Source organism: Pseudomonas sp. TUM22785 (genome assembly GCF_028198105.1).
Classification (GTDB): domain Bacteria; phylum Pseudomonadota; class Gammaproteobacteria; order Pseudomonadales; family Pseudomonadaceae; genus Metapseudomonas; species Metapseudomonas solani.
On the sequence record NZ_CP116239.1, the window covers coordinates 5,388,062 to 5,413,957 of the forward strand.

Below are 25,896 nucleotides of genomic sequence, written 5' to 3' on the forward strand. Positions count from 1 at the left end.
CATGCTCAAACATAAATGGCAGCGCATCCTGGTGGTCGTCATCCTTCTCGCCATCGGCGTCGGCCTGGCGCTCTGGAGCCGCCCTGCGCCCCAGGCACGGGTCGAACAGAAGCAGCTGGCGGACGGCAGCCCCGCCACCCTGGCGACCCCGCCAGCGGATGCCAAGGCGCGGGTGCTGGTGCTGGTGGATGCCGAGCAGCAACTGAAGGAAGCCGAGCTCTTGGCCCTCGCTCACGACAGCGCCGCCCGCATCGTGCAACTGGCCCTGCCGGCCAATGATTGCGACGCCCAGCAGCACCTGCTCCAGAACGCGCAGGAGCTGCTCCAGGGCGAACCGACCCTGGTGGCGGGCATAGGCCCAGGAGCCGCCTTCGCCTGGCGTTGGCTGGCCGGCCAGGGCAAGGACGAGGCACGCGCCCTGTCCATCGACTTCAGCCTGGAACACGCCGACTGCCCGACCCCGCTGCCCAAGACCGCCCCCCACGGCCACTGGAGCATCGCCTGGAACGACAACCCGGACGATCCCAGTGCCGCCTTCGCCCGAGAGCAGGCCAACGCCGACACCAGCATCAGTGACTACGACACCACCCTGCCCCAGCTGCTCAACGAGCAGTTGCGCGCCCTGCTTCAAGGCGAAGGCACACAGATGCCGGTGGTCGAGGTTCCCGCCGCCAAGCCCTCCTCCACCGTCACCCTGTTCTATTCGGGCGACGGCGGCTGGCGTGACCTGGACCGCGCCGTGGCCGAGGAAATGGCCAAGCGCGACCACTCGGTGGTCGGCATCGATGCGCTGCGCTACTTCTGGCAGCACAAAAGCCCCGAACAGGGCGCCGCCGACCTCAGCCGGCTGATGAAGCAGTACCGCGAGAAATGGGGCGCCCAGCGCTTCGTACTGGCCGGCTACTCCTTCGGCGCCGATGTATTGCCGGCCTTCTACAACCGCCTGCCCAAGGCGGACCAGCAGCAGGTGGACGCCATCCTCCTGCTGGCCCTGGCGCGCAGCGGCAGCTTCGAGATCGAGGTGCAGGGCTGGCTCGGCAAGGCCGGCCAGGAAGCGCCCACCGGCCCGGAACTGATCAAGCTGCCGGCCGAGAAGGTGCTTTGCGTCTATGGCAAGGAAGAGGCCAGCGAGAGCGGCTGTACCCAGCCCGGCGCCCCAGGTGAAGTGCTGGCGCTGCCCGGCGGCCACCACTACGACGAAAACTACCCGGCGCTGGCGGAACGCCTGGTCACCGCCATCGCCAAGCGCCAGCCTGCCCCATGACGCCACCTGCACGCCACCCGCCAGGTGGCGTGTGGCGCGACTTTTGATCTGCTTCATTTTCACTTAAGCCACGGCCGCTAAACTGAGGACAAGCCCGCCGCCACGATGCGGGACAACAAGGAGCCGTGATGACCACCCAGACCTCCCGCTACGGGAAACTTTCCATCGCCCTGCACTGGCTGATGCTGCTGCTGATCGCCGCCGTCTACGCCACCATCGAGCTGAAGGGCAACTTCCCCAAGGGCAGCGAAACCCGCGAACTGCTCAAGCAATGGCACTTCATGCTGGGCCTTTCGGTATTTGCCCTGGTGTTCGTGCGCATCGCCGCACGCTTCCTCTCCCCCACTCCGCCGATCACCCCGACCCCACCGGCCTGGCAGAACGCCCTGGCGAAGCTGGCGCACCTGGCGCTGTACGGCCTGATGCTGGGCCTGCCGTTCGCTGGCTGGCTGATCCTCAGCGCCGCCGGCAAGCCGATCCCCTTCTTCGGCCTGGAGCTGCCGCCGCTGATCGACAAGAACCCCGACCTCGCCGGCCAGATCAAGGAAGTGCACGAGACCGTGGCCGTCCTCGGTTACTGGCTGATCGGCCTGCACGCGGTGGCCGCGCTGTTCCACCACTTCATCAGCAAGGACGACACCGTGCGGCGCATGCTGCCCGGCCGCGACTGATCGACACCCCATGAAAAAGCCCGGGCCATGCCCGGGCTTTTTCGTTATGGCGAACCCCGTCGCCGACTAGATCTCCACCTGCGTACCGAGTTCGATCACGCGATTGAGCGGCAGGTTGAAGTAGCGCAGGTTGCCGTTGGCGTTCTTCAGCAGGAAGGCGAACAACGCCTCGCGCCAGATCGCCATGCCGATCAGCTTGGAGGGGATCACCGTCTCGCGGCTGAGGAAGTAGGTGGTGCGCATCGGGCTGAAGTCCAGCTCGTTGAGGTGGCACAGCTTCAGCGCCTGGGGGATGTCCGGGTCTTCGATGAAGCCGAAGTGCAGCACCACGCGGAAGAAGCCCTCGCCATAGGCGTCCACCTCGAAGCGCCGCTCCGGCGATACCCGCGGGCTGTCTTCGTTGACCACGGTGAGCAACACCACCTGCTCGTGCAGCACCTGGTTGTGCAGCAGGTTGTGCAACAACGCGTGGGGCACGGCGTCGGAACGCGCTGTGAGGAACACGGCAGTCCCCTGCACGCGGTGCGGCGGCTGCGAGCGGATGCTGGCGATGAACAACGGCAGCGGTAGCGAGCCTTCATCGAGGCGATCCACCAGCAACTGGCGGCCACGCTTCCAGGTGGTCATGAGGATGAACAGGGCGATACCGGCGATCACCGGGAAGGCACCGCCCTGGATGACCTTGGGCAGGTTGGCGGCGAAGAACAGGATGTCCACCAGCAGCATCAGCAGGAAGAAGGGGATGGCCAGCCACAGCGGCCATTTCCACAATAACCAGATCACCACGCCCATCAGCAGGGTGGTCATCAACATAGTGCCGGTCACCGCCACGCCGTAGGCCGAGGCCAGGGCGGCGGAGGATTCGAAGCCCAGCACCAGCAGCACCACGCCGACCATCAGCGCCCAGTTCACCGCCGGGATGTAGATCTGCCCCTGCTCGTGGCTGGAGGTGTGCTGGATGAACATGCGCGGCACATAACCGAGCTGGATGGCCTGGCGGGTCAGGGAGAAGGCGCCGGAGATCACCGCCTGGGAGGCGATCACGGTGGCGGCGGTGGACAGCGCCACCATCGGCAGCAACGCCCAGCCCGGGGCCGTCAGGTAGAAGGGATTACGCGCAGCCTCGGGGTTGACCAGGATGGTCGCGCCCTGGCCGAAGTAGTTCAGCACCAGCGCCGGCAGCACCAGGGCGAACCAGGCACGGGCAATGGGTTTGCGGCCGAAGTGGCCCATGTCGGCGTACAGCGCCTCGGCGCCGGTCAGCGCCAGCACGGTGGCACCGAGGATGGCGACGCCGATGCCCGGGTGGGAGATGAAGAAGTTGATCGCCCAGACCGGGCTCATCGCCTTGAGCACTTCCGGCTCTTGCGACACGCCGTAGATGCCTAGGGCCGCGAGGGCGAGGAACCAGGCAACCATCACCGGCCCGAAGAGGATGCCGATGCGTGTGGTGCCGTGCTTCTGGATCAGGAACAGGCCAACGAGCACGATCAGCGACAGGGGTACCACCCAGTGCTCCAGCCCGTCGAAGGCGATCTCCAGGCCCTCGATGGCGGAGAGCACCGAAATGGCCGGGGTGATCATGCTGTCGCCGTAGAACAGCGCGGCACCGATCAGGCCGGCGATCACCACCATCGCCTGCAGGCGTTGACGCCCGGCAGCGGCGCGGCGGGCCAGGGCGGACAAGGCCATGACCCCGCCCTCGCCCTGGTTGTCGGCACGCAGGACGAAGATCACGTACTTGATCGACACCACCCAGATCAGCGACCAGAAGATCAGCGAGAGCACGCCGAGCACGCCGTCGTGGTTGGCCTGCACGCCATAACCGCCAATGAAGACTTCCTTGAGGGTGTAGAGGGGGCTGGTGCCGATATCGCCGTAGCAAACGCCTACGGCGCCGACCATCAGGCCAATCGCGGAGCTGGAATGGGGCTGTTCATGTTCAACGGCGCCAGCGCTTGCATCGGACATGTAACAAAATTCCTCAGAAAAAATTCCGCGCATCCTGCTCCGACCCATTCGTCGACGCAAGCGTCGGACAAGTTCGCACTGACTGACTATAGAGCCTGCCGCCTACAATTACCGGGCTTCACGCGCCTTGCCACGTCCTGTGACAGCTTGTCCCGAAGAGGCTGGTCAAGCGCGCGGGCTGCCGCTAGAATTGCGCACTTTTTGATCAGAGGCACCCAACGAGGTGCCCTTCGAGGTTAGCCGCCAATGTCCACCGCAACGCCCAAAGTCGGTTTCGTCTCCCTTGGTTGCCCCAAAGCCACGGTCGATTCCGAACGCATCCTCACCCAGCTGCGCATGGAAGGGTACGAGATCGTCCCGACCTACCAGGATGCCGACGTCGTGGTGGTCAACACCTGCGGCTTCATCGACAGCGCCAAGGCCGAATCCCTGGACGTGATCGGTGAAGCCATCGCCGAGAACGGCAAGGTCATCGTCACCGGCTGCATGGGCGTGGCCGAAGACAGCATCCGCGACGTGCACCCCAGCGTGCTGGCCGTTACCGGCCCGCAGCAGTACGAGCAGGTGGTCAACGCGGTGCACGAGGTGATCCCGCCGAAGACCGAGCACAACCCGCTGATCGACCTGGTGCCGCCGCAGGGCATCAAGCTGACCCCGCGCCACTACGCGTACCTGAAGATTTCCGAGGGCTGCAACCACACCTGCAGCTTCTGCATCATTCCCTCCATGCGCGGCAAGCTGGTCAGCCGCCCGGTGGGTGATGTGCTGAGCGAAGCCGAGCGCCTGGTAAAAGCCGGCGTGAAGGAGCTGCTGGTGATCTCCCAGGACACCAGCGCGTATGGCGTCGATATGAAGTACAAGACCGACTTCTGGAATGGCCAGCCGGTGAAGACCCGCATGCTGGAGCTGTGCCAGGCGCTGTCGAGCATGGGCGTGTGGGTGCGCCTGCACTACGTGTACCCCTACCCGAACGTCGATGACGTGATCCCGCTGATGGCCGCCGGCAAGCTGCTGCCCTACCTGGACATCCCCTTCCAGCACGCCAGCCCGAAAGTGCTCAAGGCCATGAAGCGCCCGGCCTTCGAGGACAAGACCCTGGCCCGCATCAAGAAGTGGCGCGAGATCTGCCCCGAGCTGACCATCCGCTCCACCTTCATCGTCGGCTTCCCCGGCGAGACCGAGGAAGACTTCCAGTACCTGCTGGACTGGCTGAGCGAAGCCCAGCTGGACCGCGTCGGCTGCTTCCAGTACTCCCCGGTGGACGGCGCCCCGGCCAACGACATGAACCTGGATCCGGTGCCGGACGACGTCAAGCAAGACCGCTGGGATCGCTTCATGGCGCACCAGCAGGCGATCTCCGCCGAGCGCCTGCAGCTGAAGATCGGCAAGGAAATCGAAGTGCTGATCGACGAAGTGGACGAGCAAGGCGCGGTTGGCCGCTCCTTCGCCGACGCCCCGGAGATCGACGGCAGCGTGTTCATCGACAGCACCGACCTGAAGCCGGGCGACAAGGTGATGGTGCGCGTGGTCGATGCCGACGAGTACGACCTCTGGGCCGAGCGCGTCTAAGTACGCCCTGAGCCATGAAGAAGCCCCGCCGATGCGGGGCTTTTTTATGGGTGCCGATCAGCCCCGGAGCTGAATCCCGGGCTAGGGTGGGATGCGGTTGGCATTGGCCGGCACCCGTTGTCGGTTCGACCTTGCGCCGCGGCGAGACTCGCCTATACAGGAAGCTCTCGACCAAGGAAGACCCCTCCATGCCCGCCATGAACCACCAGGACGCCCACGAGCTGATCGCCACCCTGCGCTACGCCGTCAACGAGTCCTTCGAGAAGAACCAGAAGCTCTCGAACTTCAACCCCGAAGCGCACAACCTGTGCATCGCCCACTGCACCTTCAACAACGCCTCGCCGCTGAACCTGTTCTCCTTCTCGGCCATGAGCTCCTTCAGCAAGACGGCCCTGAACAAGCTGGTGCACGAATGGGGCGTGGAGTTCGTGCCCGACGTGGCGACCAATATCCGCACCTTCGCCTGCGGCGGCATGGGCCAGTTCCATACCGAGCCGCGGCTGATCAACTACATCCACGGCCGCCCGGGCTTCATCGGCCACCTCACCGACGTCACCCTGGTCAGCGAGATCGACTGCTGCGGTACCTGCGTGCCCCACAGCATCAACGCCTTCAAGCAGACCTTCACCGACGTGCAGGTGCATATCATCGAACTGGGCATGAAGCCGAGCCTGGGCATCGGCCCGCAGTACGGCTACGCCCACCTCTATTGATCGCTCGAGTAGGAGTAGAGATGAACCGCCACATCACCCTGTTCCACTGCCCGCACACCCGCTCCTCCGGCATCCTCACCCTGCTGGAGGAACTGGGTGCCGACTACGACCTGCACCTGATGAACATGCACAAGGGCGAGCAGCGCCAGCCCGCGTACCTGGCCATCAACCCCATGGGCAAGGTCCCGGCCATTCGCCACGGCGAAACCATCGTCACCGAGCAGGTCGCGGTGTACCTCTACCTCGCCGACCTCTATGCCGACGCCGGGCTCACGCCCTCGCTGGAAAGCCCGCAGCGCGGCACCTTCCTGCGCTGGATGGTGTTCTCCGGTACCTGCTTCGAACCGGCGGTGGTGGACCACGCGCTGCAACGCGCGCCCGTAGAACCCTCCCGCTCGCCTTACGGCGATTTCGCCACCGTGCTCGATACCTTTGCCAACCACCTGCAAGGGCGCACCTGGGTCCTGGGGAATGACTTCAGCGCCGCCGACGTGCTCTGGGGTACTGCACTGAACTGGACCATGGCTTACGGCCTGATCCCCGAGCGGCCCGTGTTCCGCGCCTACGTCGATCGCTTCCTCGCCCGCCCCGCCGTGCAGAAGGCCAGGGCCAAGGACGCGGAGCTGGCCGCAGCGCAGGAAGCCGGCTGAAGCGCAGCGGCGGAATGGCGGCGCATTCCGCGCCTCGATAATGCCGCCGCGACCGGTGGTGCCGGGCTAGGGTATGGACCTCACCCGATCAGCGACGAGGTTTCCATGCACCACTACTTCAGCCTCCAGGGCCGCACCGCCCTGGTGACCGGCGGCACCCGCGGCATCGGCAGGATGATCGCCCAGGGCTTCCTCGAAGCCGGCGCCCGCGTGATCATCTGTGCCCGCAATGCCGACGCCTGCGCCGAGACCGCCGCCGAGCTGTCCACCTACGGCGAGTGCATCGGCCTGGCGGCCGACCTCTCCAGCGAAGAAGGCGCCAAGGCCCTGGCCAACGAGCTGGCCGGGCGCATCGAGCACCTCGACATCCTGGTCAACAACGCTGGCACCACCTGGGGCGCGCCCCTGGAAAGCTACCCGGTGAAGGGCTGGGAAAAGGTCATGCAGCTCAACGTCACCTCGGTATTCAGCTGCATCCAGCAACTGCTGCCGCTGCTGCGCAAGGCCGGCAATGCCGAGAGCCCGGCGCGGGTGATCAACATCGGCTCGGTGGCGGGTATCAGCTCCCTCGGCGAGCAAGCCTACGCATACGGCCCGAGCAAGGCGGCACTGCACCAGCTCTCGCGCATGCTGGCCAAGGAGCTGGTGGCCGACCACATCAATGTCAACGTGATCGCCCCCGGCCGCTTCCCCAGCAAGATGACCCAGTTCATCGCCAACGACAGCGAGGCCCTGGCCGCCGACGTGGCGCACATTCCCATGAAGCGCTGGGGCCGAGAGGAAGAAATGTCCGCCCTGGCCCTGAGCCTGGCCAGCACCGCCGGCGCCTACATGACCGGCAACATCATCCCCATCGACGGTGGCTTCCACCTCTGATGACACTGTGCGGGCCGCCGGGCAACGGCGGCTTGCGCAAGGCCAGGCCGGGGCGCTAGGGTAGCCGCGCCACCGCCCCGGATTTCCGCACCATGCGCCTGCTGTCCCTGCTCCTTTCGCTCGCCCTCGCCGCACCGGCCTTCGCCGCGCCGGCCCCGTTCTACCTCTGGCAGAGCAAGCTGGACGGCCACTACAGCTGCGCCCAGGTACAACCCGGCGAAGGCTGGCTGCGCCACAGCGGCCCCTATCGCGACGCGGGCTGCCGTGTGCCCCTCGACGCCCCGATTCGCAGCCGCTGAGCCCACCCGTCATGCAGTACTCCGTCTCGCCCGTGGGCATCGTCCGTTCCTGCTTCAAGGAAAAATTCGCCATCCCCCGCCAGCCGCACCTGGCGCCCGCCGCCCGTGGCGTGCTGGAACTGCTGCCGCCCTTCGACAGCGGCGATGCGGTGCAGGGGCTGGAGGAAGTCAGCCACGTCTGGTTGCTGTTCCTCTTCCACCAGGCACTGGAAGACAAGCCGCGCCTGAAGGTGCGCCCGCCTCGCCTCGGCGGCAATCGTTCGCTCGGGGTGTTCGCCACGCGCTCGACCCACAGGCCCAACGGCATCGGCCAGTCGGTGGTGAAGCTGGACAAGGTCGAGCCCGGGCGACTCTGGCTCTCCGGCATCGACCTGCTGGACGGCACCCCGGTGCTCGATATCAAGCCCTACGTGCCCTATGTCGACCGCCAGGACGGCGCCACCAACCGCATCGCCGAGGCGGCGCCGGAGCCGATTCCGGTGGAGTGGGAAGAGGCAGCGCTGGCCCAGGCCCGCGAGCACGCCCTGCGCCTGGGCGAGCCGCTGGTGGAACTGGTTGAGCAGTGCCTGGCCCAGGACCCGCGCCCGGCCTACCAGCAGCCGGAGCCGGAGCGCCGCTATGGTGCGCGCCTCTGGGACCTGGACGTGCGCTGGCACTACCCGCGCCCGGGGCTGATCCGCGTGCTGGAAATCAGCCCTTCGGCCTGAATGGCCACCCTCCCCTCGATCAACTAACGCGCCGCGTTGAGCGCCAGCACATCCGCCTCGATGACGTCCTGCTGGACGATCAGCGGGTTCACCAGCGGGCGGCTGGCGAGGAAATGCGGCGTTTCCATGTGCGCCTCGAAGGCCGCTTCGTCGGTGTAGACCTCGTAGAGCCACACCAGGTCGGGGTCGCGGCGATCACGCAATACGTCGAACACCAGGCAACCGGGCTCGTCGCGCACGGAAGCGGCGGCGTTGACGCGCATGGCGTCCATGAAGGCATCGAGGCTGCCGGGCTTGAGCTGGGTCTTGAGCAGAAGGCAATACACGTTGGAGTCCTTTTGTTTTATATTCAGTGAAAATTGTATACAAAAAAGGAATCCCGCTCATGCCTGTCCGTCCGAGCCGCCTCAACGGTCTTCGCCACCTGGCGATCGTGGTGCCCAACCTGGAGGAGTGCGAACGTTTCTACGTGGACATCCTCGGTATGCAGGTGCTCAACCGCGCCAACGAAGACCTGGTCTACCTCACCTGCGGTAACGACAACCTCTCCCTGGGCCGTTCCGACGTGCCCAGTAGCGGCATGCAGGCGGTGGATCACTACGGCTTCGTGGTGGACAGCCTGGACGAGCTGCGGGCCTGGTACGACTACCTCAAGGCCAGCGGCGTGACCCTGCTCGACCGCCCCTTCGCCCATGGCGACGGCGCCCACAGCTTCCACGTGCTGGACCCGGCGGGGAACAAGATCCAGCCGATCTACCACCCGGCGATTTCGGGCCAGCGCTTCGGCTCGCCGATCTGAGCCCCTGTCGCCTGCTATCGACGAAACACAGAAACGAAAAAGCCCGCTGATCAGCGGGCTTTCTCATGGCGCGGGGAACGCTTACTTCTCGACGAATGCACGCTCGATCAGGTAATCGCCCGGCTCGCGCATGCGCGCGGAGATCTTCAGGCCGAAGCTGTCGAGCACCTGGCTGGTCTCGTCGAGCATGCTCGGGCTGCCGCAGATCATCGCGCGGTCGTCCTGCGGGTTGATCGGCGGCAGGCCGATGTCCGCGAACAGCTTGCCGCTGCGCATCAGGTCGGTCAGGCGGCCCTGGTTCTCGAAGGGCTCGCGGGTGACGGTGGGGTAGTAGATCAGCTTGTCACGCAGCGCCTCGCCGAAGAACTCGTTCTGCGGCAGGTGCTCGGTGATGAACTCGCGGTAGGCGACTTCGTTCACGTAGCGCACGCCGTGGACCAGGATCACCTTCTCGAAGCGCTCGTAGGTTTCCGGGTCCTGGATCACGCTCATGAAGGGCGCGAGGCCGGTACCGGTGCTGAGCAGGTACAGGTGCTTGCCGGGGTTGAGGTCATCGAGTACCAGCGTGCCGGTGGGCTTCTTGCTGATGATGATCTCGTCGCCTTCCTTCAGGTGCTGCAGCTGGGAGGTCAGCGGACCGTCCGGCACCTTGATGCTGAAGAACTCCAGGTGCTCTTCCCAGTTCGGGCTGGCAATGGAATAGGCGCGCATCAGCGGGCGGCCGTTGGGCTGCTGCAGGCCGATCATGACGAACTGGCCGTTCTCGAAACGCAGGCCCGGGTCACGGGTGCACTTGAAGCTGAACAGCGTGTCGTTCCAGTGGTGAACGCTGAGGACGCGCTCGGAGTTCATGTTGCTCATTTACGGGGGCTCCGAAAATTGGGATGTCGCCAGCGCCATGCGGGGCGCAATTGCGCGACATTGTATTGATAGCCACAATATCTGTTAACTGGATTATCAAGATATAGGTTATCGGTTATATCGATATGCGATTCACTCTCCGTCAATTGCAGGTATTCGTCAGCGTCGCCCAGCAAGGCAGCGTCTCCCGGGCCGCCGAATCACTGTCGCTGTCACAGTCTGCCGCCAGCACCTCGCTGACCGAGCTGGAGCGCCAATCCGGCTGCCAGCTGTTCGACCGCGTCGGCAAGCGCCTCAGCCTCAACGCCCTGGGCCACCAGTTGCTGCCCCAGGCGGTGGGGCTGCTGGACCAGGCGCGGGAGATCGAGGACCTGCTCAACGGCAAGAGCGGCTTCGGCTCCCTGTCCGTCGGCGCCACGCTCACCGTGGGCAACTACCTAGCGACCCTGCTGATCGGCAGCTTCATGCAGCGCCACCCCGAGTGCCAGGTGAGCCTGCATGTGCAGAACACGATGAATATCGTCCAGCAGATCGCCCACTACGAACTTGATCTGGGTCTAATCGAAGGCGATTGCCAGCACCCGGATATCGAGGTGTTGCCCTGGGTGGAAGACGAACTGGTGGTGTTCTGTGCGCCCGGGCATCCGCTGGCGGTTCGCGGCCAGGCCTCGCTGGACGAGCTCAGCCGCGAGGCGTGGATCCTCCGCGAGCAGGGTTCGGGTACCCGCCTGACCTTCGACCAGGCCATGCGCCACCACCCTACGCCGCTGAACATCCGCCTGGAGCTGGAGCACACCGAAGCCATCAAGCGGGCCGTGGAGTCGGGGCTGGGCATCAGCTGCATCTCGCGCCTGGCGCTGCGCGACGCCTTCCGCCGCGGCAGCCTGGTGGCGCTGGAGACGCCGGGCATCGACCTGCGCCGGCAGTTCTATTTCATCTGGCACAAGCAGAAATACCAGACGGCCGCGATGCGCGAGTTCCTCGACCAGTGCCGCGAACTGACGGCGGGCGTACGGCGCAGCGACGAGATCGTGCTGCCACCGATCGCCTGATCAACCCAGGAGGATGGTGGCCCAGACGGCGGTGATCAGGCTCAGGGCGACGAACTGGGCCGCGCTGCCCATGTCCTTGGCGTTCTTCGACAGCGGGTGGCGATCCAGGGAGATGCGGTCGATGGCCGCCTCCACCGCCGAATTGAGCAACTCGACGATCAGCGCCAGCAGGCAGGCGGCGATCATCAGCGCGCGCTCGCCACGGCTGACGTCGAGGAAGAAGGCGATGGGGATCAACACCACGTTGAGCAGCACCAGTTGGCGGAACGCGGCTTCACCGGTGAAGGCGGCACGCATGCCGTCCAGGGAGTAGCCGGCGGCATTGAGGATACGCTTGAGGCCGGTCTGGCCCTTGAATGGCGATGACATAGATAGAGGGACTGCTAGGGAAGGAAGGCCGCAGGCTAACCCGCGACGAATCAAATTTGCGTGAAAACCGCCGGCTCAGGCCGACGGAATCGATTCCATCTGTTGCAACAGCAACGCCGCCTGGGTGCGAGTGCGCACGCCGAGCTTGCGGAAAATCGCCGTGACGTGGGCCTTGACCGTCGCCTCGGAAACGCTGAGCTCGAAGGCGATCTGCTTGTTCAGCAGCCCTTCGCAGACCATGGTCAGCACGCGGAACTGCTGCGGCGTCAGGCTGGCGAGGCCGGCGCTGGCAGCCTTGGCCTCAGCCGACACCGCAACATTCTCCTCGACCTGCGGCGGCCACCAGGCATCGCCATCGAGCACCGCGCGCACGGCGCTTTGAATCACTTCCAGGGGGCTGGATTTGGGGATGAAGCCGCTGGCACCGAACTCACGGGAGCGGACCACGACCGCCGCCTCTTCCTGGGCGGAGATCATCACCACCGGAATCTGCGGGTACTGGCCACGCAGCAGCACCAGGCCGGAAAAGCCGTAAGCGCCGGGCATGTTCAGGTCCAGCAGGACCAGGTCCCAGTCGGCCTTTTCGGCCAGGCGCGATTCGAGCTCGGCGATGCTCGCCGCTTCGACCAGGCGCACGTCCGGGCCGAGCCCGAGGGTCAGCGCCTGGTGCAGGGCGCTGCGGAACAGGGGGTGATCGTCGGCGATGAGGATTTCGTATGCGGCCATGGGCGTGTCCTTTTTCTTGTGGGCCCAGAGATGCTGCCGATCTTGTCGGAAACACCCGGCACGGGGGAGGTGCCGCCTCTGCCAAGCCCTGAACTGCTTACGGGTTGGCCGTAAAGCGGCGCTCAGCATGCCGACCCGCAACGGGGTGGTCAAGCAGGCATCTTTACGGCAAAGTCTGCGCCTTTGCCCGCCGAGAATCACCATGCGAAGCCACGCCCTGCGCGCCGATATCCTGATGCTGATCACCGCCGCCATCTGGGGTGCCGCATTCGTCGCTCAGCGCCTGGGCATGGATGCCATCGGTCCCTTCCTCTATACCGGCCTGCGCTTCACCCTCGGCGCGCTGGTGCTGCTACCGCTGCTGTTCCTGCTGCCACGCCCGGCACCGAAAGCGCCACTGAACCGGGGCATGCTGCTGGGCGGCGTACTGATGGGCCTGGCCCTGTCGCTGGGCATCAACCTGCAGCAGGTGGGCCTGCTGTTCACCAGCGTGACCAACTCGGGCTTCATCACCGGGCTATACGTGATCATCGTGCCGCTGCTGGGGTTGCTGCTGGGCCACCGCACCGGCATGGGCACCTGGCTGGGCGCGGGCCTGGCCGTTGCGGGCATGTTCCTGCTCAGCGTCGGTGAGAACTTCCAGGTCGCCTCGGGGGACTGGCTGCAGCTGTGCGGCGCCTTCGTCTGGGGCGTGCATGTGTTGCTGGTGGGCTTCTTCGCCAGCCGCTATGACCCGATCCGCCTGGCCATCCTGCAGTTCGTCACCTGCGCGGTGATCAGCATGGTGCTGGCCGTGGTGCTGGAGGAGATCCGCCTCGACGCCATCCTCGCGGCCGGCCCGGCGATCCTCTATGGCGGCGTCATCGCCGTAGCCATCGGCTACACCCTGCAGGTGGTGGCGCAAAAACATGCCATCGCCTCGCACGCGGCGATCATCCTGTCCCTGGAAGCGGTGTTCGCCGCCATCGCCGGGGCCCTGTTGCTGGACGAGTCGCTGCATGCCCGTGGCTACCTGGGCTGCGGCCTGATGTTCGTCGGCATGCTGATCGCGCAGTTGTGGCCGCAACGCAAGGTGGCGGCCGCAAGCGCAGAAACGATGCCTCAGAGATAGGGGCTGAGCGCCTGGTGGGCCGGGCTGGCCAGGTCCAGCGGCAGTGCGCGCTTGGCACCGATGTAGTGCTCGGTGAATACATCCAGGTAGGCGTTCAGCGCCCCTGCTGCACGCTCATCCCCGGCCAGTTCCAGGCACAACGCCGCCACTTCGGCGGTGCACAGGTGCTCCTCGCGATTGGAGCGGCGCAGGCGATAGCGGGAAATCTGCTCCGGCTGCAGGCTGAGCACCGGGAAGCGATCCAGGTAGGGGCTCTTGCGGAACATCTTGCGGGCTTCGCTCCAGGTGGCGTCCAGCAGGATGAACAGCGGGCGCTTGCCCTCCTCCACCTGCACGTCGCTGACCACCCGTGATTGCGGCTCGACATACTCACCCGGGAACACCAGGTAGGGCTGCCATTGCGGGTCGTCGAGCAGGGCGATGATCGCCGGGTCGACCTCGGTGCGGGACCAGCCGAATGCGGCCGTATCGGCCACGATGTCGGCGATCAGCCAGCCGGTGTTGCTCGGCTTCATCGGCTCCGAGCAGTACATGAACAGGCACACGCCCGAACGCACATCCACCTGGGGGCGCAGCGCGCAGAAGCAGTATTCGGCGATCACCCGGCAACCCGGGCAGCGCGGCGAACGGGCGCCACGGGCGACGAAGGGGCGGGTACTGCGCGCCAGGCACTCGGCGCGCAGGCGGGAAACGGCGTGACTCATCGGGTAACGGTCCAGTGCAACTGATAGAGGTCGTGGCGCCTGTCCTGGCCGTTGCGCACGGCACCCTGCTGGCGCAGTTGTGCGAGGCGGGCGAGGTCCAGGTCGGCGATCGCGAAGGATTCGATATTGGCGTCCGCCTGGGCCAGCACGGCGTCGGGCGGGAATGGCAGGTCGGCCGGGCTGAAGATCGCCGACTGGCTGTACTGGGTGTCGACGTTGTCCACACCACGCAGCAGGCCGACGCCGCCGGCGATGGCGACGTAGCACTCGTTCTCCACCGCGCGGGCCTGGGCGCAGAGCCGCACGCGCAGGTAGCCGTGGCGGGTGTCGGTCCAGAACGGCACCAGCAGGATCTCCAGCCCCTGCTCGCGCAGCAGCCGCGGCAGCTCGGGGAACTCCACGTCGTAGCAGACGAGGATGCCGACCCGGCCGACATCGCTGTCGAACACCTGCAGGCTGTTGCCACCTTCCAGGCCCCAGGCTTCACGCTCGTTGGGGGTGATGTGCAGCTTGGGCTGGCGATCCCGGCTGCCATCGCGGTGGCACAACCAGCTCATGTTGAGCATGCGCCCACCCTCTTCCAGCGGCAGGCTGCCCGGGCACAGATTGACCCGGTAACGCTGGGCCAGGCGTGAGAACGCGGCCAGCAGCGGCTCGGTGTACTCGGCGAGCTTGCGCATCTGCGCAGGGCCCTGGGCGAAACGTGCGCCCTTGAGCAGGTTGACGTGGAAGAACTCGGGGAACACCGCCAGGTCAACACCGTAGCCGGCGAGGGTCGCCACCGTATGCTCCAGTGCCTCCAGCAGCGCCGGCAGCTCACTGCTCTGGCCGAGCGCCCACTGCACGGTGGCGACACGCACGGGGCGGCGTTGCTGGGCAAGCGGCAGGGCGGTTTCCAGGCCTGGCATGGCGGGCTCCTGAAGGGCGGGGGAATGCCGCGCAGTTTACCTGCGCCTCCACGGAAAAGGGCGGCCGCAGCCGCCCTTCTGTCCGCGCCCGCACTCAGAAGGTGTGGTTGAGCGCCAGGCCGATGAAGTGGATCTGGGTCTTGTACTCGCCCTTGTAGTTGCCGCCGTTGCCGGTGCAGCGCACGCCGCTGTCGACATAGGGGCCACCGCTGCCGGGAACCCAGCCGGCCGGGGAGCAGTTGTCGGTGTAGTCCATCTTGCCGGTGTCGAACTGCACGAAGCTGTAGGCGAGGTCCACCGAGGTGTCCTTGAACAGCTTGTAGTTGGCGCCAAAGGACATCCAGTAGCGATCTGCGTCGGGGAAGCCCGGGTGGCGGGTGGTGGAGCCGCTGACCGGGCTCTTGTCGTAGGCGACGCCGGTGCGCAGCAGCAGGTCGTCGCTGTACTGGTAGTTCATCCCCAGGGAGATCTTGTAGGTGTCGTTCCAGTCCTGCTTGACGTTGAGGTCACCCTCGGTGACGCCATTGAAGTAGGGATACCCGGCGACCTGGTCAAGACCAACGCCGATGGTGTCCAGCCGCGAGTGGCGGGTCCAGGTGACGTCGGCCATCAGCGCGACCTTGTCGTTGAGCTGGTGGAAGGCGTTGATGGACAGCGACTCGGGGGTGTCGATCGAGGTGCTGGCGTTGGAGTTGGGGTGCAGGCGGCTGGCGGCGAAGTCGCCGGGGTTGATCCAGTTGGATGGATCGAGCACCTGCTCCAGCGCATCCTGTGGCGGCAAGGTGATGATCCCGAGATCGATACCGCCGCTCAGGTCTGTCGTGGGGGAAGGAACGGCCCCCTGGACACCGGCGAAGCTCCATTTCGATTCGCCTTCCAGCGTGTGCTTGATATGAGAGCGGTAGGAGACACCGAAGCGAGTGAACTCGGTGGGCTCCCACAGGTAGCCGATGTTCCAACCGAAGCCCCAGTCATCGCCCTTGGCGCGGAAGTAGCCATCGCCCTGGACGTTGTCCGAGAAATTGGACGCCACACAGTCCACGAAGGAGTCACCGGTCTGCCCGTCACAGCTACTGATTTCGGTGGGCACGTTGACGCCATAGAGCAGAGGGATCGCGAACTGCCCGAGAGGCGACGCCGCCAGTTCGGTGACATCCTGGTTGGCCGCGACGAACTGCCCGGCCAATTGCCTCGACGCGCCTTTCACATCCGCCGCACCACGCTGGATCGACTTGATGTATTGCGCCGAGACGCCGAAGCCGATGCTGTGATGCTCGTTGAAGCGGTAGGCGATGCTGGGGTTGAAGTTGACCGTCTCCAGGCTCGCCGACTGGATGCCGTAGCGGCCGCTCCAGTCTTCCTCGTAATCCAGCTTGGCGCCGTAGGGCACGAAGATGCCCATGCCGATGGTGACGTTGTCGTTGATCTCCTTGGAGAAGTAAAAGTTCGGCGCCGCCGCGGCGTCGGGCAGGTAGGAACCGGCATCGCCATCACCCGTGCCGGTGGGGTTGCCGAACAGGTCGGTGGAACCCTTGTCTTCGTATTCGCCCTTGGGGATCAGGATGCTCATTCCCGAGGTCATCTGGGTGCCCTTTAAGCGGGCCAGCCCGGCGGGGTTGTAGAAAATCACGGAGGGGTCCGCCGCTTCCGCGCCATTGGCATGGGCGGTGCCCTGGGCAGAGACGGATTGCGAACCGAAGTGGTACCCGGACGCCAGGACCGGGGGGGTGAATGTAAGCACCAGGCTGCCGCCGCAAAACGCGGTAAGCCAGCCGGCAGGACGAGTTATTGTCATTGTTCTCGACTCCCAACTTTTTAAGACGGCACTCGGGAGCACCGTTGACGCAGCTTTCCTCTTTGGCCCGCACGCACGTGTTTCTGGGGTTTGGCCGGCCAACCTCACTGGACGCCGGGGGACGTCCGTTTTTTGTGACAGTTCGTGTTTCCCGCACTATCCCCAACCTTTAGTCGTGGTGACCCGCAAGGTCGGCGACGGGGGTAACACCCAAGGACAGATGACCGACTGGTCGACGAAAAACCGCCGCTTCGCTTATCCGCAGCGGGGTGGCATGCCGCCGCCTGTCACGGCGGATAACGGCCCGGGGCCTCTCCGCATGGCGCTGTTACCGATTGCCCCGTCCGCCTGAAGCCACCTCCCGACGAAGGCCCGCTGCGGCCAGCATTTCGCCGCCATGGGGAATTCACGAAAAACGGCAAGAGACCCCGTACGAACTGGCCAATTGCCATCCGCCTCTGAAGCGACAGACCGGTACGCTGGAATTTGATGCAAGGGAGATTTCGTGCGGGGCACGGCAGACAGGTCCGCGCGCTGCCGCACAGGAGGAAAGCCTTGATAGGCGGGAGATTGCGGGAAGGACCGATTGCCTCTTGATCTGCCTCGCCCGCTTGTTCAGGATGCGCCAACGATGAGGCCGGGCGATTTCAAGGTGACGCTGAACACCTGCGCCAACCTCGGGTCAAAGGCTGCCAACCGTTGGAGATTTTCATGCCGCGCCACCTCGTACTCGCACTCGCACTCGCTTTGCCCTTCACCGCCCAGGCCGCCTCGCTGAAGGACTTCGAGCTGACCAAAATGCTGGAAAAGGTGGCGGAAGAAAGCAGTGTCGGCACGCCGCGGGCGATCAACGAAGACATCCTCGACCAGGGTTACACCGTGTCGGGAGCGGAACTGGTGAACCACCTGAGCGTGCGCGAGGCGCATGCCGCGCAAATGCGCGCCAACCCGGACTCCATGCGAGCGCAACTGGCCAACAGCGTGTGTCGCAACAATGGCTACCGCCAATTGCTGGCCCGCGGTGCCGCGCTGCGCTACGAGTTCAGCGAATACAAGACCAATCGCCCGGTGGGCAGCGAACGCTTCATTGCCAGCGACTGCGGCCTCAAGAGCCAGCCTGCGAACTGAAACTCCGCCGCTCAATCCTTGGCGGCACGCCGCTGCTCGTCGTCGGCGCGAAGCTCCGCCAGCAGCGCCTGCATATAACGTGACCGGCGCAGGCCGCCGTCCAGCCTGCGCTGGCACTCCTCTTCCAGACTCAGGCCATTGGTGCGCGCGGCCTGCTGCAACATGCGATAAAGCTCGAGGTCGATCTCCAGACTCAGCTTGGGCATGCCTGCCCCTCCTCCGCCTATTCCTGCACGGTCCGCGCAAGCCGGGCTTGCCCGGGCCTCTCTTTAACTTCGTGTGTCGATAGTGGCAGGTTAGGTGAGGCCTGGAGCGGCGCCACTGCCCTGAAGGGAGGCGCCGACAGATTCCGACAAACGCGACCGATAGCCACGACGAAACAATCCCCCTCCTATCCTCCGCGTATCGGCGGGCGCCAACTGGAAAAGATCCCGGGGCTGAAGCAAGCTGTAAATGAGCGCTCAGCGGCCCGCGTGGATGCGGCCCGGACAATCGATGACGCTCTGCGCGATGCGACGGCCTCGATGTTCGACGCACCGCGATGCAGTTGATGAGCAAGGAGAACACTATGCCGTACGAACCGGACGACTACCTGTCGAGACACTTCCAGACCAGTGGAATCGACCTCAACCAGAAGGTCGATGAACTGATCAACCTCACGGTCCCGGGGGACAGCCGCAACCTCGCGCTGTACCGGGAAATGGTGATCACCGTGGTGCGCATGGCCCAGGCCGACCGCAACCGCTGGGACGCCAAGATCATGCTGCAGACGCTCCGCGAGATGGAGCATGCCTTCAGCGTTCTCGAACAGTTCAAGCGTCGCCGCAAAGTCACCGTATTCGGTTCGGCGCGGACGCCGGTCGAACACCCGATCTACGCCCTGGCCCGGGATCTGGGCACGGAGTTGGCCAAGCTCGACCTGATGGTGATCACCGGCGCGGGTGGCGGCATCATGGCCGCGGCCCACGAAGGTGCGGGCCTGGAGAACAGCCTGGGGCTGAACATCACCCTGCCCTTCGAGCAGCACGCCAACGCCACGGTAGACGGCACGGACAACCTGCTGTCCTTCCATTTCTTCTTCGTGCGCAAGCTGTTCTTCGTCAAGGAAGCAGACGCACTGGTGCTCTGCCCGGGCGGTTTCGGCACCCTCGACGAAGCCCTCGAAGTACTCACCCTGGTGCAGACCGGCAAGAGCCCGCTGGTGCCGATCGTCTTGCTCGACGAGCCCAACGGTAGCTACTGGAAGGACGCGCTGGATTTCCTCGACCGCCAACTGGCGCAGAACCGCTACATCCTGCCCACGGACTTGAGGCTGATGCGCCTGGTCAGCAGCGCAGAAGAAGCTGCCGACGAGATCGCCCACTTCTACGGCAACTACCATTCGAGCCGTTGGCTCAAGGGCAGCTTCCTGGTTCGCATGAACCATGGCTTGAACGAGGCAGCCCTGACGACCGTCCGTGAAACCTTCGGCGACCTCTGCCTGCAAGGCACCTTCGAACAGCGCCCGTATTGCGAATCGGAAAAGGACGAGCCCGAGTTCTGCGACCTCGTCCGCCTGGCCTTCACCTTCAATGGCCGCGACCACGGGCGCCTACGTGAACTGATCGATTTCATCAACGAACGCCAACACTGGGCCAGCTGACCTGGACATCCGACTACCTCCCCCCAAACGGCCAGCAGCCATGCGCAATCAGCGCATGGCTCAGGGCCGGCGAGAACTCAGTCGTCCAGTGAAGCGCCGCGCAACAGGCGGCCGATCATGTCCATGGAATAGCCACGGTAGGCGAGGTAACGCCCTTGCTTGGCGCGCTCTCGTGCATCGCTTGGCCGCTCACCCGCGAACTTGCGCTGCCAGACATCACGCAGATGACTGCCCCAATCGATGCCCGCCTCACGCAGGGCGGATTCGATAGCATCCCTGGGCAGGCCACGCTGGGCGAGATCTTCGCGGATACGCTGCGGCCCATAGCCTGCACGGGCACGGCTGGCCACGAAGCTTTCCAGGTAACGGGACTCGTCGAGCAGGCCCTCGTCCGCAAGGCGGTCAAGGGCACTGTCGATCAACTCAGGAGGGGCGCCGCGTTGACGCAACTTGCGCGTCAACTCGACTCGCCCGTGCTCGCGTCGTGCCAGGAGGTCCATGGCAGCCCGCCGCACTGCGGCAGGGCTGTCGAGCACGATGGGCATGGGGATTAGAAGTCGGCTTCGGTTTCAGCGACTTCCTTGGCGGAAGCGGCGTCAGGCTTGACCGCATCGCGATTGAGCAGTTGCTCGCGAATCAGCTTCTCGACGGCCTTGCCCACTTCAGGGTTGTCTTCCAGGTACTTGGCGGAATTGGCCTTGCCCTGGCCGATCTTGTTGCCCTGGTAGCTGTACCAGGCGCCGGATTTCTCCAGGATGCCCTGCTGTACGCCCAGATCGATGATCTCGCCGTTGCGGTAGATGCCCTTGCCGTAGAGGATCTGGAACTCGGCCTGACGGAAAGGCGGAGCGACCTTGTTCTTCACGACCTTGACGCGGGTTTCGCTACCCACCACTTCCTCGCCTTCCTTCACCGCGCCGATGCGGCGGATGTCGAGGCGGACGGAGGCGTAGAACTTCAGGGCGTTACCACCGGTGGTGGTTTCCGGGCTACCGAACATCACGCCGATCTTCATACGGATCTGGTTGATGAAGATGACCAGGCAGTTGGCGTTCTTGATGTTGCCGGTGATCTTGCGCAGCGCCTGGGACATGAGGCGGGCTTGCAGACCAACGTGGGAGTCACCCATCTCGCCTTCGATCTCGGCCTTGGGCACGAGGGCCGCGACGGAGTCGACGATGATCACGTCAACGGCATTGGAACGCACCAGCATGTCGGTGATTTCCAGGGCCTGTTCGCCGGTGTCCGGCTGGGAAACCAGCAGGTCGTCGACGTTCACACCGAGCTTGCCGGCGTAGTCCGGGTCGAGTGCGTGTTCAGCGTCGACGAAGGCGCAGGTGGCGCCCATCTTCTGGGCTTCGGCGATCACGGACAGGGTGAGGGTCGTCTTGCCCGAAGACTCCGGACCGTAGATTTCCACGATACGGCCCTTGGGCAGGCCGCCGATGCCGAGAGCGATATCCAGGCCGAGGGAGCCGGTGGAAATAGCCGGAATGGCCTGGCGATCATGATCGCCCATGCGCATAACCGCGCCCTTGCCGAACTGCTTCTCGATCTGGCCCAGGGCAGCCGACAAAGCACGCTTCTTGTTCTCGTCCATTGAAGTCCTCGCTAATCAAGAGGGCCTGACAGGCCACCAACAACTGTATAAGTAGCCAGTATTATTCCATAGGGCAAGACCCACGCCTACCCCTCGGACGCTTTTTCTCCTGCAGCTAGTCGGATAAGCCCATCCAGGGCCCTGGCGACCGTCTGCTGGCGAACGGCCTGTCGATCGCCATCGAACCGGCAACGGCACGAAGACAAGGAATCGCCATCGGCCCAGGCCAGCCAGACAGTGCCCACCGGCTTCTCCGCCGAGCCACCATCAGGCCCCGCCACGCCACTGACCGCCACGGCGAAACGCGCACCACTGGCGAGCCGAGCCCCCTGCGCCATCGCCTCGACCACTTCGCGGCTGACTGCGCCTACGCGGCCGAACAGCTCTTCGGGTACACCCAGTTGCCGAGCCTTCTGACGATTGGAATAGGTGACGTAACCGGCCTCGAACCAGGCCGAGCTGCCGGGAATGCGAGTGATCGCCTCGGCGATACCTCCCCCGGTGCAGGATTCGGCTGTGGTCACCTGGGCAGCGAGCTCACGCAACGAATCGCCCAGGCGGGCAGCGAGCTCGGTCAGCCGTGAATCGATATCGGACATGTGCACTCCGGGGTTAAAGCGGGCCAGCGGGATACCGTACACTAGCGCCTTTTGCGCGCAAGGCCGGGCATGGATTCCTCCTCCCGAACGCGCCTTGCCGCCCCACATTCAAGACAGATGCGCTGACAGATGGCCAAAGATACCCAGGACCTCTCCGACCACACCCCGATGATGCAGCAGTATGGTGATTTGAGAGCGCGGAGCCTTTATTCATCCGCGCTTCCGCGAACAGCTGTCTAATTGAGAATCCCGAGATAGGGCTACCAGAAGCCGCATAAATCGGGATAGCGGTACTTAGAATTAGACAGCCATTCAGCCCGTTCTGGGCAACTATCTTCCCTATTTTCGCAACTCGATTACCCACGCCTGCAGCCCTTTGAGCCTCACGGCGCAGCTGTCTGCATCTCCGGCGAGGGCGGCAAGATCTGCTGCAGTCGCTGGGTGAAGCTCGGCGTACTGGGCTCCATTATCCACGCCGGCGGCGCTGGGGGTGGCGGGCACTCCACTGCAACTGGCCGGACTTCGGACCTTGACGAGCAGCCGCTGGCGATCAGCAGCGAGATCAGCACGCAGCCGATCAGTGTTCTCCTGGGCATGTGCCAGCTCCTGGTAGTGCTGTTGTTCGGTGAGTTCCAGGCGGCGCTGCAGGTCCGCCTGATGTTCCTGCTGCGCCTGCAGCTGCCTGGCCGTTGTGCGGTCGATCTCGGCCAGGGTGTCGGCGTGCACCTGGTTCGCGGCGGCAAGCTTCGCCTCCCAGCGCCAGCCGTTGACCAGCGCGCCGGCGGCGGCAGCCATGGCGAAGGCTGCGACCAGCACCAGCAGGCGAACCTGCTGGGCGGTCACTGGACGGCCTCAACAGCCTGCTGGTAGAGCTGGGCCCAGGTATCCGGGTGTGGCTTCCCGGGGCGCCAGGTGCGCAGATACAGCTCCCAGGCTGCATGGGCGTCGCCGATCTCCGGCAGCGCGAAGCGGTCGGTGTAGAGCAGCAGGCGGGCCAGACAGCAGGCCAGGATGTCGTCGGTCTCGATCGCTGCGTATACCGCGTCATCCGTTGGCGGCACTCCCCTGGCCTCGAAGACCTTCGCAGCGCTACGCATGGTGCTGATATGGCGAGGCACGCCGTGAACCATGCCGCCACCCTTCTCCCCCTGCCAGAAGCTCCTCGCGGGGCCGTTGATCTGCCGGCGGTGGATGAATCGGCTCTCCTGCAGCCCGATGGCCAGCAGCATCACCTCGGCCTTCTTACCCGCCATGCGGTCAGGCAGCAGCAAAAACGCCGGGGCAATGATGTCCCGGCGGACCTGTTGTAGATCCATGGTGTTCTCCAGAAACGAAAAGCCCCGCATTCGGCGGGGCTGTCAGGTAGGTTCGGCCCTTGGCGGCCAGTTCATCGGCGGGAGCATGGCGAGCAGTTCGGCCTCGGTAGGAACCGGGCCGCCAGCCCTCACGTCGGCAACCAGCTGATAGCCCAGCGCCCAGCAGGCGTCGCGCCACTCGACGCCGGCCTGGCCCTCGGCCTGGAACTGCGCATTGGTGCTAGTGGCGTAGGTGCACAGGCTGAGGATGGAGTCGTAGCCACGAGTGCGCGCCACTGCGTCCATATGCGCCTGAACCGCGGCGGTCAGTTGCTGCTGCAGCAACTGCAGGCGACGCTCGTCAGGGTCAAACGCCTGCGCAGCCCGCTGTAGGTCGGCATCAGAAACGCCATCTACATGTAGGACGCCATTCTCGTAGCGCCTGGCGAGCAACTCACCATTCCCGGCAGCCCGCGCGATGCTCTCTAAATCAGCAGCAGGGTCGATACGTATTGATCCCATGATCAGACCTTCAGCAGTTGCATGTAGGTGTACCGCGAACCGCCGGTTAGCGGCCGGCTGCCGCCCGAGACGCCGGTGTTGATGTACAGGTAAAACTCCAGGTAATCCGACGCTGATTGCACGTCGACAATGCAACATGCAATCGTGTTGAGGTCGGCTACGCCGGGATACGAAACATAGCCAGCCGTTCCGTTCACGTAGAGGCTGCCGTTTTTGTAAACCGCGCAGATGGCGTAGTCCCTGTCAACAGCCGAACCAACGTCGCTACGCATAACGACGAGGAACCGACCAACGCCCGGAAACACTCGATTGTTGGCCGCGTCCAGCGAAATTCCAGCGCTGAACAGGGTCGAGTCCAGCAACACCTTCGTGAACACCGTGTTGGGTATGGTCTGGTTGCTACCCAGGTAGAAGCTCCCGGCGGGAGCTGGCGCATTCAGGGTGTCCCCCGGCGGCAACTGCCGTGGTTTGCCGTTGACCGATACCAGCGGCAGGCGCAGGGTCACAGCAACACCGGATCGCTGTCGGTGGTCACCAGCTCAGTCGTCGAACGAGCGATACCCAGGTACTGGCTGACCTTGTTGGTGCCCTGGTTTGCCGAGAGAGCGGCATCCAGCGGAGTGGCCGTAACGGCGCCAGCGGTTCCCAGGAAGTAGTCGGAGCCGATCGTCAGGCCAGTCAGGTTGGCGTTCACCCCGTCCAAGGGGTATACCGTCGCGGTGCCGGCGTTCGCAACTGCAGCCGTCACATAGCCGTGGGCGGGGCGGTTGTTCGAGTTATCCGCCTTGCGCGCGCTGAACGCGCCGGCGTTCGGGTAGAGATTGACGAAGTCGCCGGCCGCGAGCGCCTCGGTGGCCGTAGCGGCAATGGTGTTGGCTCCGAAGCCAGTCGGCATCACGGTCGTGGAAAGTCTGCCGTTGTCGTCCAGCGCCACGAGATCGCCGCCATTGGCAGAGCCGGCGGAAACAACGGTCGCGATGATCTGCTGGAACTTGCCGCCGACGAGACGGATAAAGCCTTTTGCAGCCATGTGTCACTCCTATGCCAGTTCAACTGGCTGATCGATGTTGATGATGAGTCGAGTGCTGGATACAGCCCTGCCCACGTAGAGCAGGAAACCGGCCTCCGGCGGGGCCTGGGTGAGTTGTCCGGCAGGGCCGAGCCACACCGGACCAGGCGACCACGACCAGGCTGAGTCATCCATCGGCCCGCTGGATTGGACGTTGATTGGCTGACCAGCCGTGGCAGAGGTGAGGGTTACGCCGCAGACGAGGTCGACGTGGTCGCCATCGTCGGCGTCCAGATAGAACACCTTGTCATTGAGTTCGTAGACCAGCCGCAGCGCGCTGATCGTCTCGCCAGCCAGGCGCTGAACCGAAGACCCACCAGCGGGGCCTGGCTGACCTGGAGGGCCGCCTGGCCCCTGCGGCCCGGAGGCCACGATTGCAGCAGGCGCTCGACGAGGCTGGGTGACGATCACCACCGGCTGCGCCACCACTACAGCGGTCGGGGTGTCAGCCATGGCAGCACCCTCCCCCACTGCTGACGACCACCTCGCCGCGCAGCCAGCGCTCTACGCGCCCATCGGTGTAGGTGAGGTCCAGGTCCCACTCGCCGCGCGTCCAGCCGATGGCGGCGGTCTGCTCGGGGGTCAGTTCCAGCAGCAGTTGGCCGAGGCCGATCACGGTCAGCCCCGCGCCCAGCGTCAGCACGATCGGGTCAGCACCCTCGCCGCGGATCACCGCGCGGATGCCCATGCCCGTCAGGTCGACCGGGAGCTGGTAGACGAGGTCGCCGCCGGTGGCGCGCAGCGAGCGACCGTTGATGTCGTTGAACTCGACGGTGTCGGCGTCGATCACCCTGGTCATGCGGCCCACAGAGGTGAGCTTGTCCAGGTTGAGGTTGCCGCCCTGGATGCCCTCGGCCCAGGTCATCCACTCCCCGGGCAGCCCGTGGTCGGGAACCGTCATCAGCAGCGGTGCGGTTTGCTGGATGGTCGCGATGAGCTTGTAGGTGTAGGTCTTCTGCATCAGCAGGAGCGGCTGCTGAAGCGTTGCGCCCGGAA

Annotated in this window: 32 protein-coding genes; 13 read left to right on the plus strand and 19 right to left on the minus strand. The window is 64.9% G+C overall.

From position 1 onward, the window contains the following. The first annotated feature begins 1 nt into the window (after position 1). Positions 2 to 1,264: a virulence factor family protein gene (locus PI990_RS24390; RefSeq protein ID WP_271658722.1), complete on the plus strand. Its 1,263-nt coding sequence runs from the start codon at positions 2 to 4 to the stop codon at positions 1,262 to 1,264. A 128-nt stretch (positions 1,265 to 1,392) separates the two neighbouring features. Then, the gene (locus tag PI990_RS24395) at positions 1,393 to 1,935 is read left to right on the plus strand and encodes a cytochrome b (RefSeq protein ID WP_271658723.1); all 543 of its coding nucleotides are present in this window, start codon (positions 1,393 to 1,395) and stop codon (positions 1,933 to 1,935) included. A 66-nt stretch (positions 1,936 to 2,001) separates the two neighbouring features. Here the strand turns inward: PI990_RS24395 and PI990_RS24400 are convergent, their stop codons facing one another. Further along, entirely contained in the window at positions 2,002 to 3,906 is a 1,905-nt protein-coding gene (locus PI990_RS24400; RefSeq protein WP_021222583.1) for a potassium transporter Kup, read from the minus strand. Between the two features lie 246 nt (positions 3,907 to 4,152). Between PI990_RS24400 and rimO the strand changes: the two genes are divergently transcribed. The 6 genes from rimO (at position 4,153) to tsaA (ending at position 8,720) form a co-directional block, all read left to right on the plus strand. After that, positions 4,153 to 5,475 (plus strand): 30S ribosomal protein S12 methylthiotransferase RimO, encoded by a 1,323-nt coding sequence (gene rimO, locus PI990_RS24405; protein WP_271658724.1) that lies wholly within the window; start codon positions 4,153 to 4,155, stop codon positions 5,473 to 5,475. Positions 5,476 to 5,663: 188 nt separating this feature from the next. Next, positions 5,664 to 6,188 carry a hypothetical protein gene (locus tag PI990_RS24410; RefSeq protein WP_271658725.1) on the plus strand — a complete coding sequence of 175 codons (525 nt, stop codon included), beginning with the start codon at positions 5,664 to 5,666 and terminating at the stop codon, positions 6,186 to 6,188. A gap of 20 nt (positions 6,189 to 6,208) precedes the next feature. Further along, positions 6,209 to 6,838: a glutathione S-transferase family protein gene (locus PI990_RS24415; protein WP_271658726.1), complete on the plus strand. Its 630-nt coding sequence runs from the start codon at positions 6,209 to 6,211 to the stop codon at positions 6,836 to 6,838. A 105-nt stretch (positions 6,839 to 6,943) separates the two neighbouring features. Then, entirely contained in the window at positions 6,944 to 7,714 is a 771-nt protein-coding gene (locus PI990_RS24420; RefSeq protein WP_271658727.1) for a RhlG family 3-oxoacyl-ACP reductase, read from the plus strand. A 92-nt stretch (positions 7,715 to 7,806) separates the two neighbouring features. Next, positions 7,807 to 8,013, plus strand: a complete 207-nt coding sequence (locus PI990_RS24425; protein WP_021222529.1) for a hypothetical protein — start codon at positions 7,807 to 7,809, stop codon at positions 8,011 to 8,013. 11 nt (positions 8,014 to 8,024) lie between these two features. Next, positions 8,025 to 8,720 (plus strand): tRNA (N6-threonylcarbamoyladenosine(37)-N6)-methyltransferase TrmO, encoded by a 696-nt coding sequence (gene tsaA, locus PI990_RS24430; RefSeq protein ID WP_271658728.1) that lies wholly within the window; start codon positions 8,025 to 8,027, stop codon positions 8,718 to 8,720. A 23-nt stretch (positions 8,721 to 8,743) separates the two neighbouring features. On the opposite strand, the gene PI990_RS24435 is transcribed toward tsaA, so the two are convergent. Beyond that, positions 8,744 to 9,046: a putative quinol monooxygenase gene (locus tag PI990_RS24435; RefSeq protein WP_021222527.1), complete on the minus strand. Its 303-nt coding sequence runs from the start codon at positions 9,044 to 9,046 to the stop codon at positions 8,744 to 8,746. Between the two features lie 59 nt (positions 9,047 to 9,105). Here PI990_RS24435 and PI990_RS24440 point away from each other — a divergent pair, with 59 nt between their 5' ends. Further along, entirely contained in the window at positions 9,106 to 9,519 is a 414-nt protein-coding gene (locus tag PI990_RS24440; RefSeq protein ID WP_021222526.1) for a VOC family protein, read from the plus strand. Positions 9,520 to 9,600: 81 nt separating this feature from the next. Here PI990_RS24440 and fpr read toward each other — a convergent pair whose 3' ends face one another. Beyond that, on the minus strand, positions 9,601 to 10,380 hold the full coding sequence (fpr, locus tag PI990_RS24445; RefSeq protein ID WP_021222525.1) for a ferredoxin-NADP reductase: 780 nt from the start codon (positions 10,378 to 10,380) through the stop codon (positions 9,601 to 9,603). A 125-nt stretch (positions 10,381 to 10,505) separates the two neighbouring features. Here fpr and PI990_RS24450 point away from each other — a divergent pair, with 125 nt between their 5' ends. Beyond that, entirely contained in the window at positions 10,506 to 11,432 is a 927-nt protein-coding gene (locus PI990_RS24450; RefSeq protein WP_043243618.1) for a LysR family transcriptional regulator, read from the plus strand. On the opposite strand, the gene PI990_RS24455 is transcribed toward PI990_RS24450, so the two are convergent. Both PI990_RS24455 and erdR read right to left on the minus strand, forming a co-directional pair. Then, complete coding sequence (locus tag PI990_RS24455; RefSeq protein ID WP_021222523.1) at positions 11,433 to 11,801, minus strand: diacylglycerol kinase; 369 nt, start codon at positions 11,799 to 11,801, stop codon at positions 11,433 to 11,435. Between the two features lie 75 nt (positions 11,802 to 11,876). Then, on the minus strand, positions 11,877 to 12,527 hold the full coding sequence (erdR, locus tag PI990_RS24460) for a response regulator transcription factor ErdR (RefSeq protein ID WP_021222522.1): 651 nt from the start codon (positions 12,525 to 12,527) through the stop codon (positions 11,877 to 11,879). Positions 12,528 to 12,654: 127 nt separating this feature from the next. On the opposite strand from erdR, the gene PI990_RS24465 reads away from it, so the two are divergent. Further along, entirely contained in the window at positions 12,655 to 13,638 is a 984-nt protein-coding gene (locus PI990_RS24465; RefSeq protein ID WP_442969297.1) for a DMT family transporter, read from the plus strand. Here PI990_RS24465 and PI990_RS24470 read toward each other — a convergent pair. The 3 genes from PI990_RS24470 to PI990_RS24480 all read right to left on the minus strand — a co-directional run bounded on the left by PI990_RS24470 (position 13,629) and on the right by PI990_RS24480 (position 17,045). Further along, positions 13,629 to 14,342 carry a tRNA-uridine aminocarboxypropyltransferase gene (locus PI990_RS24470; protein ID WP_021222520.1) on the minus strand — a complete coding sequence of 238 codons (714 nt, stop codon included), beginning with the start codon at positions 14,340 to 14,342 and terminating at the stop codon, positions 13,629 to 13,631. The two genes, PI990_RS24465 and PI990_RS24470, sit on opposite strands and share 10 nt — an antisense overlap. Further along, positions 14,339 to 15,250, minus strand: a complete 912-nt coding sequence (locus PI990_RS24475; protein ID WP_271658730.1) for a carbon-nitrogen hydrolase family protein — start codon at positions 15,248 to 15,250, stop codon at positions 14,339 to 14,341. The genes PI990_RS24470 and PI990_RS24475 overlap by 4 nt, the downstream gene beginning before the upstream one ends. A 94-nt stretch (positions 15,251 to 15,344) precedes the next feature. Continuing rightward, positions 15,345 to 17,045 (minus strand): OmpP1/FadL family transporter, encoded by a 1,701-nt coding sequence (locus PI990_RS24480; RefSeq protein WP_043243624.1) that lies wholly within the window; start codon positions 17,043 to 17,045, stop codon positions 15,345 to 15,347. 711 nt (positions 17,046 to 17,756) lie between these two features. On the opposite strand from PI990_RS24480, the gene PI990_RS24485 reads away from it, so the two are divergent. Beyond that, positions 17,757 to 18,173 (plus strand): quorum-sensing-regulated virulence factor family protein, encoded by a 417-nt coding sequence (locus PI990_RS24485; RefSeq protein WP_021222517.1) that lies wholly within the window; start codon positions 17,757 to 17,759, stop codon positions 18,171 to 18,173. A gap of 11 nt (positions 18,174 to 18,184) precedes the next feature. Here PI990_RS24485 and PI990_RS24490 read toward each other — a convergent pair whose 3' ends face one another. After that, positions 18,185 to 18,379, minus strand: coding sequence for a hypothetical protein (locus PI990_RS24490; protein ID WP_271658731.1), 195 nt, complete (start codon positions 18,377 to 18,379; stop codon positions 18,185 to 18,187). 362 nt (positions 18,380 to 18,741) lie between these two features. On the opposite strand from PI990_RS24490, the gene PI990_RS24495 reads away from it, so the two are divergent. After that, positions 18,742 to 19,815, plus strand: coding sequence for a TIGR00730 family Rossman fold protein (locus PI990_RS24495; RefSeq protein WP_271658732.1), 1,074 nt, complete (start codon positions 18,742 to 18,744; stop codon positions 19,813 to 19,815). A 77-nt stretch (positions 19,816 to 19,892) separates the two neighbouring features. Here the strand turns inward: PI990_RS24495 and recX are convergent, their stop codons facing one another. From recX to PI990_RS24545, 10 genes are all read right to left on the minus strand, one after another. Beyond that, positions 19,893 to 20,360 carry a recombination regulator RecX gene (gene recX, locus PI990_RS24500; protein ID WP_043243629.1) on the minus strand — a complete coding sequence of 156 codons (468 nt, stop codon included), beginning with the start codon at positions 20,358 to 20,360 and terminating at the stop codon, positions 19,893 to 19,895. Positions 20,361 to 20,365: 5 nt separating this feature from the next. Next, positions 20,366 to 21,415 carry a recombinase RecA gene (gene recA, locus PI990_RS24505; protein ID WP_021222513.1) on the minus strand — a complete coding sequence of 350 codons (1,050 nt, stop codon included), beginning with the start codon at positions 21,413 to 21,415 and terminating at the stop codon, positions 20,366 to 20,368. Between the two features lie 86 nt (positions 21,416 to 21,501). Next, positions 21,502 to 22,014, minus strand: coding sequence for a CinA family protein (locus PI990_RS24510; RefSeq protein ID WP_271658733.1), 513 nt, complete (start codon positions 22,012 to 22,014; stop codon positions 21,502 to 21,504). A gap of 339 nt (positions 22,015 to 22,353) precedes the next feature. Further along, positions 22,354 to 22,857, minus strand: a complete 504-nt coding sequence (locus PI990_RS24515; protein WP_271658734.1) for a lysis system i-spanin subunit Rz — start codon at positions 22,855 to 22,857, stop codon at positions 22,354 to 22,356. Beyond that, a complete protein-coding gene (locus PI990_RS24520) occupies positions 22,854 to 23,330 on the minus strand; it encodes a hypothetical protein (protein WP_271658735.1) in 477 nt (158 codons plus the stop codon). The genes PI990_RS24515 and PI990_RS24520 overlap by 4 nt, the downstream gene beginning before the upstream one ends. A gap of 42 nt (positions 23,331 to 23,372) precedes the next feature. After that, positions 23,373 to 23,831, minus strand: coding sequence for a hypothetical protein (locus PI990_RS24525; RefSeq protein WP_271658736.1), 459 nt, complete (start codon positions 23,829 to 23,831; stop codon positions 23,373 to 23,375). A gap of 2 nt (positions 23,832 to 23,833) precedes the next feature. Then, entirely contained in the window at positions 23,834 to 24,337 is a 504-nt protein-coding gene (locus PI990_RS24530) for a hypothetical protein (RefSeq protein WP_271658737.1), read from the minus strand. Beyond that, positions 24,334 to 24,861: a hypothetical protein gene (locus tag PI990_RS24535; protein WP_271658738.1), complete on the minus strand. Its 528-nt coding sequence runs from the start codon at positions 24,859 to 24,861 to the stop codon at positions 24,334 to 24,336. The genes PI990_RS24530 and PI990_RS24535 overlap by 4 nt, the downstream gene beginning before the upstream one ends. Before the next feature lie 9 nt (positions 24,862 to 24,870). Then, entirely contained in the window at positions 24,871 to 25,353 is a 483-nt protein-coding gene (locus PI990_RS24540; RefSeq protein WP_271658739.1) for a hypothetical protein, read from the minus strand. Then, positions 25,346 to 25,861 (minus strand): hypothetical protein, encoded by a 516-nt coding sequence (locus PI990_RS24545; RefSeq protein WP_271658740.1) that lies wholly within the window; start codon positions 25,859 to 25,861, stop codon positions 25,346 to 25,348. Before PI990_RS24545 ends, PI990_RS24540 begins: the two co-directional genes overlap by 8 nt. Between the last annotated feature and the right edge of the window lie 35 nt (positions 25,862 to 25,896).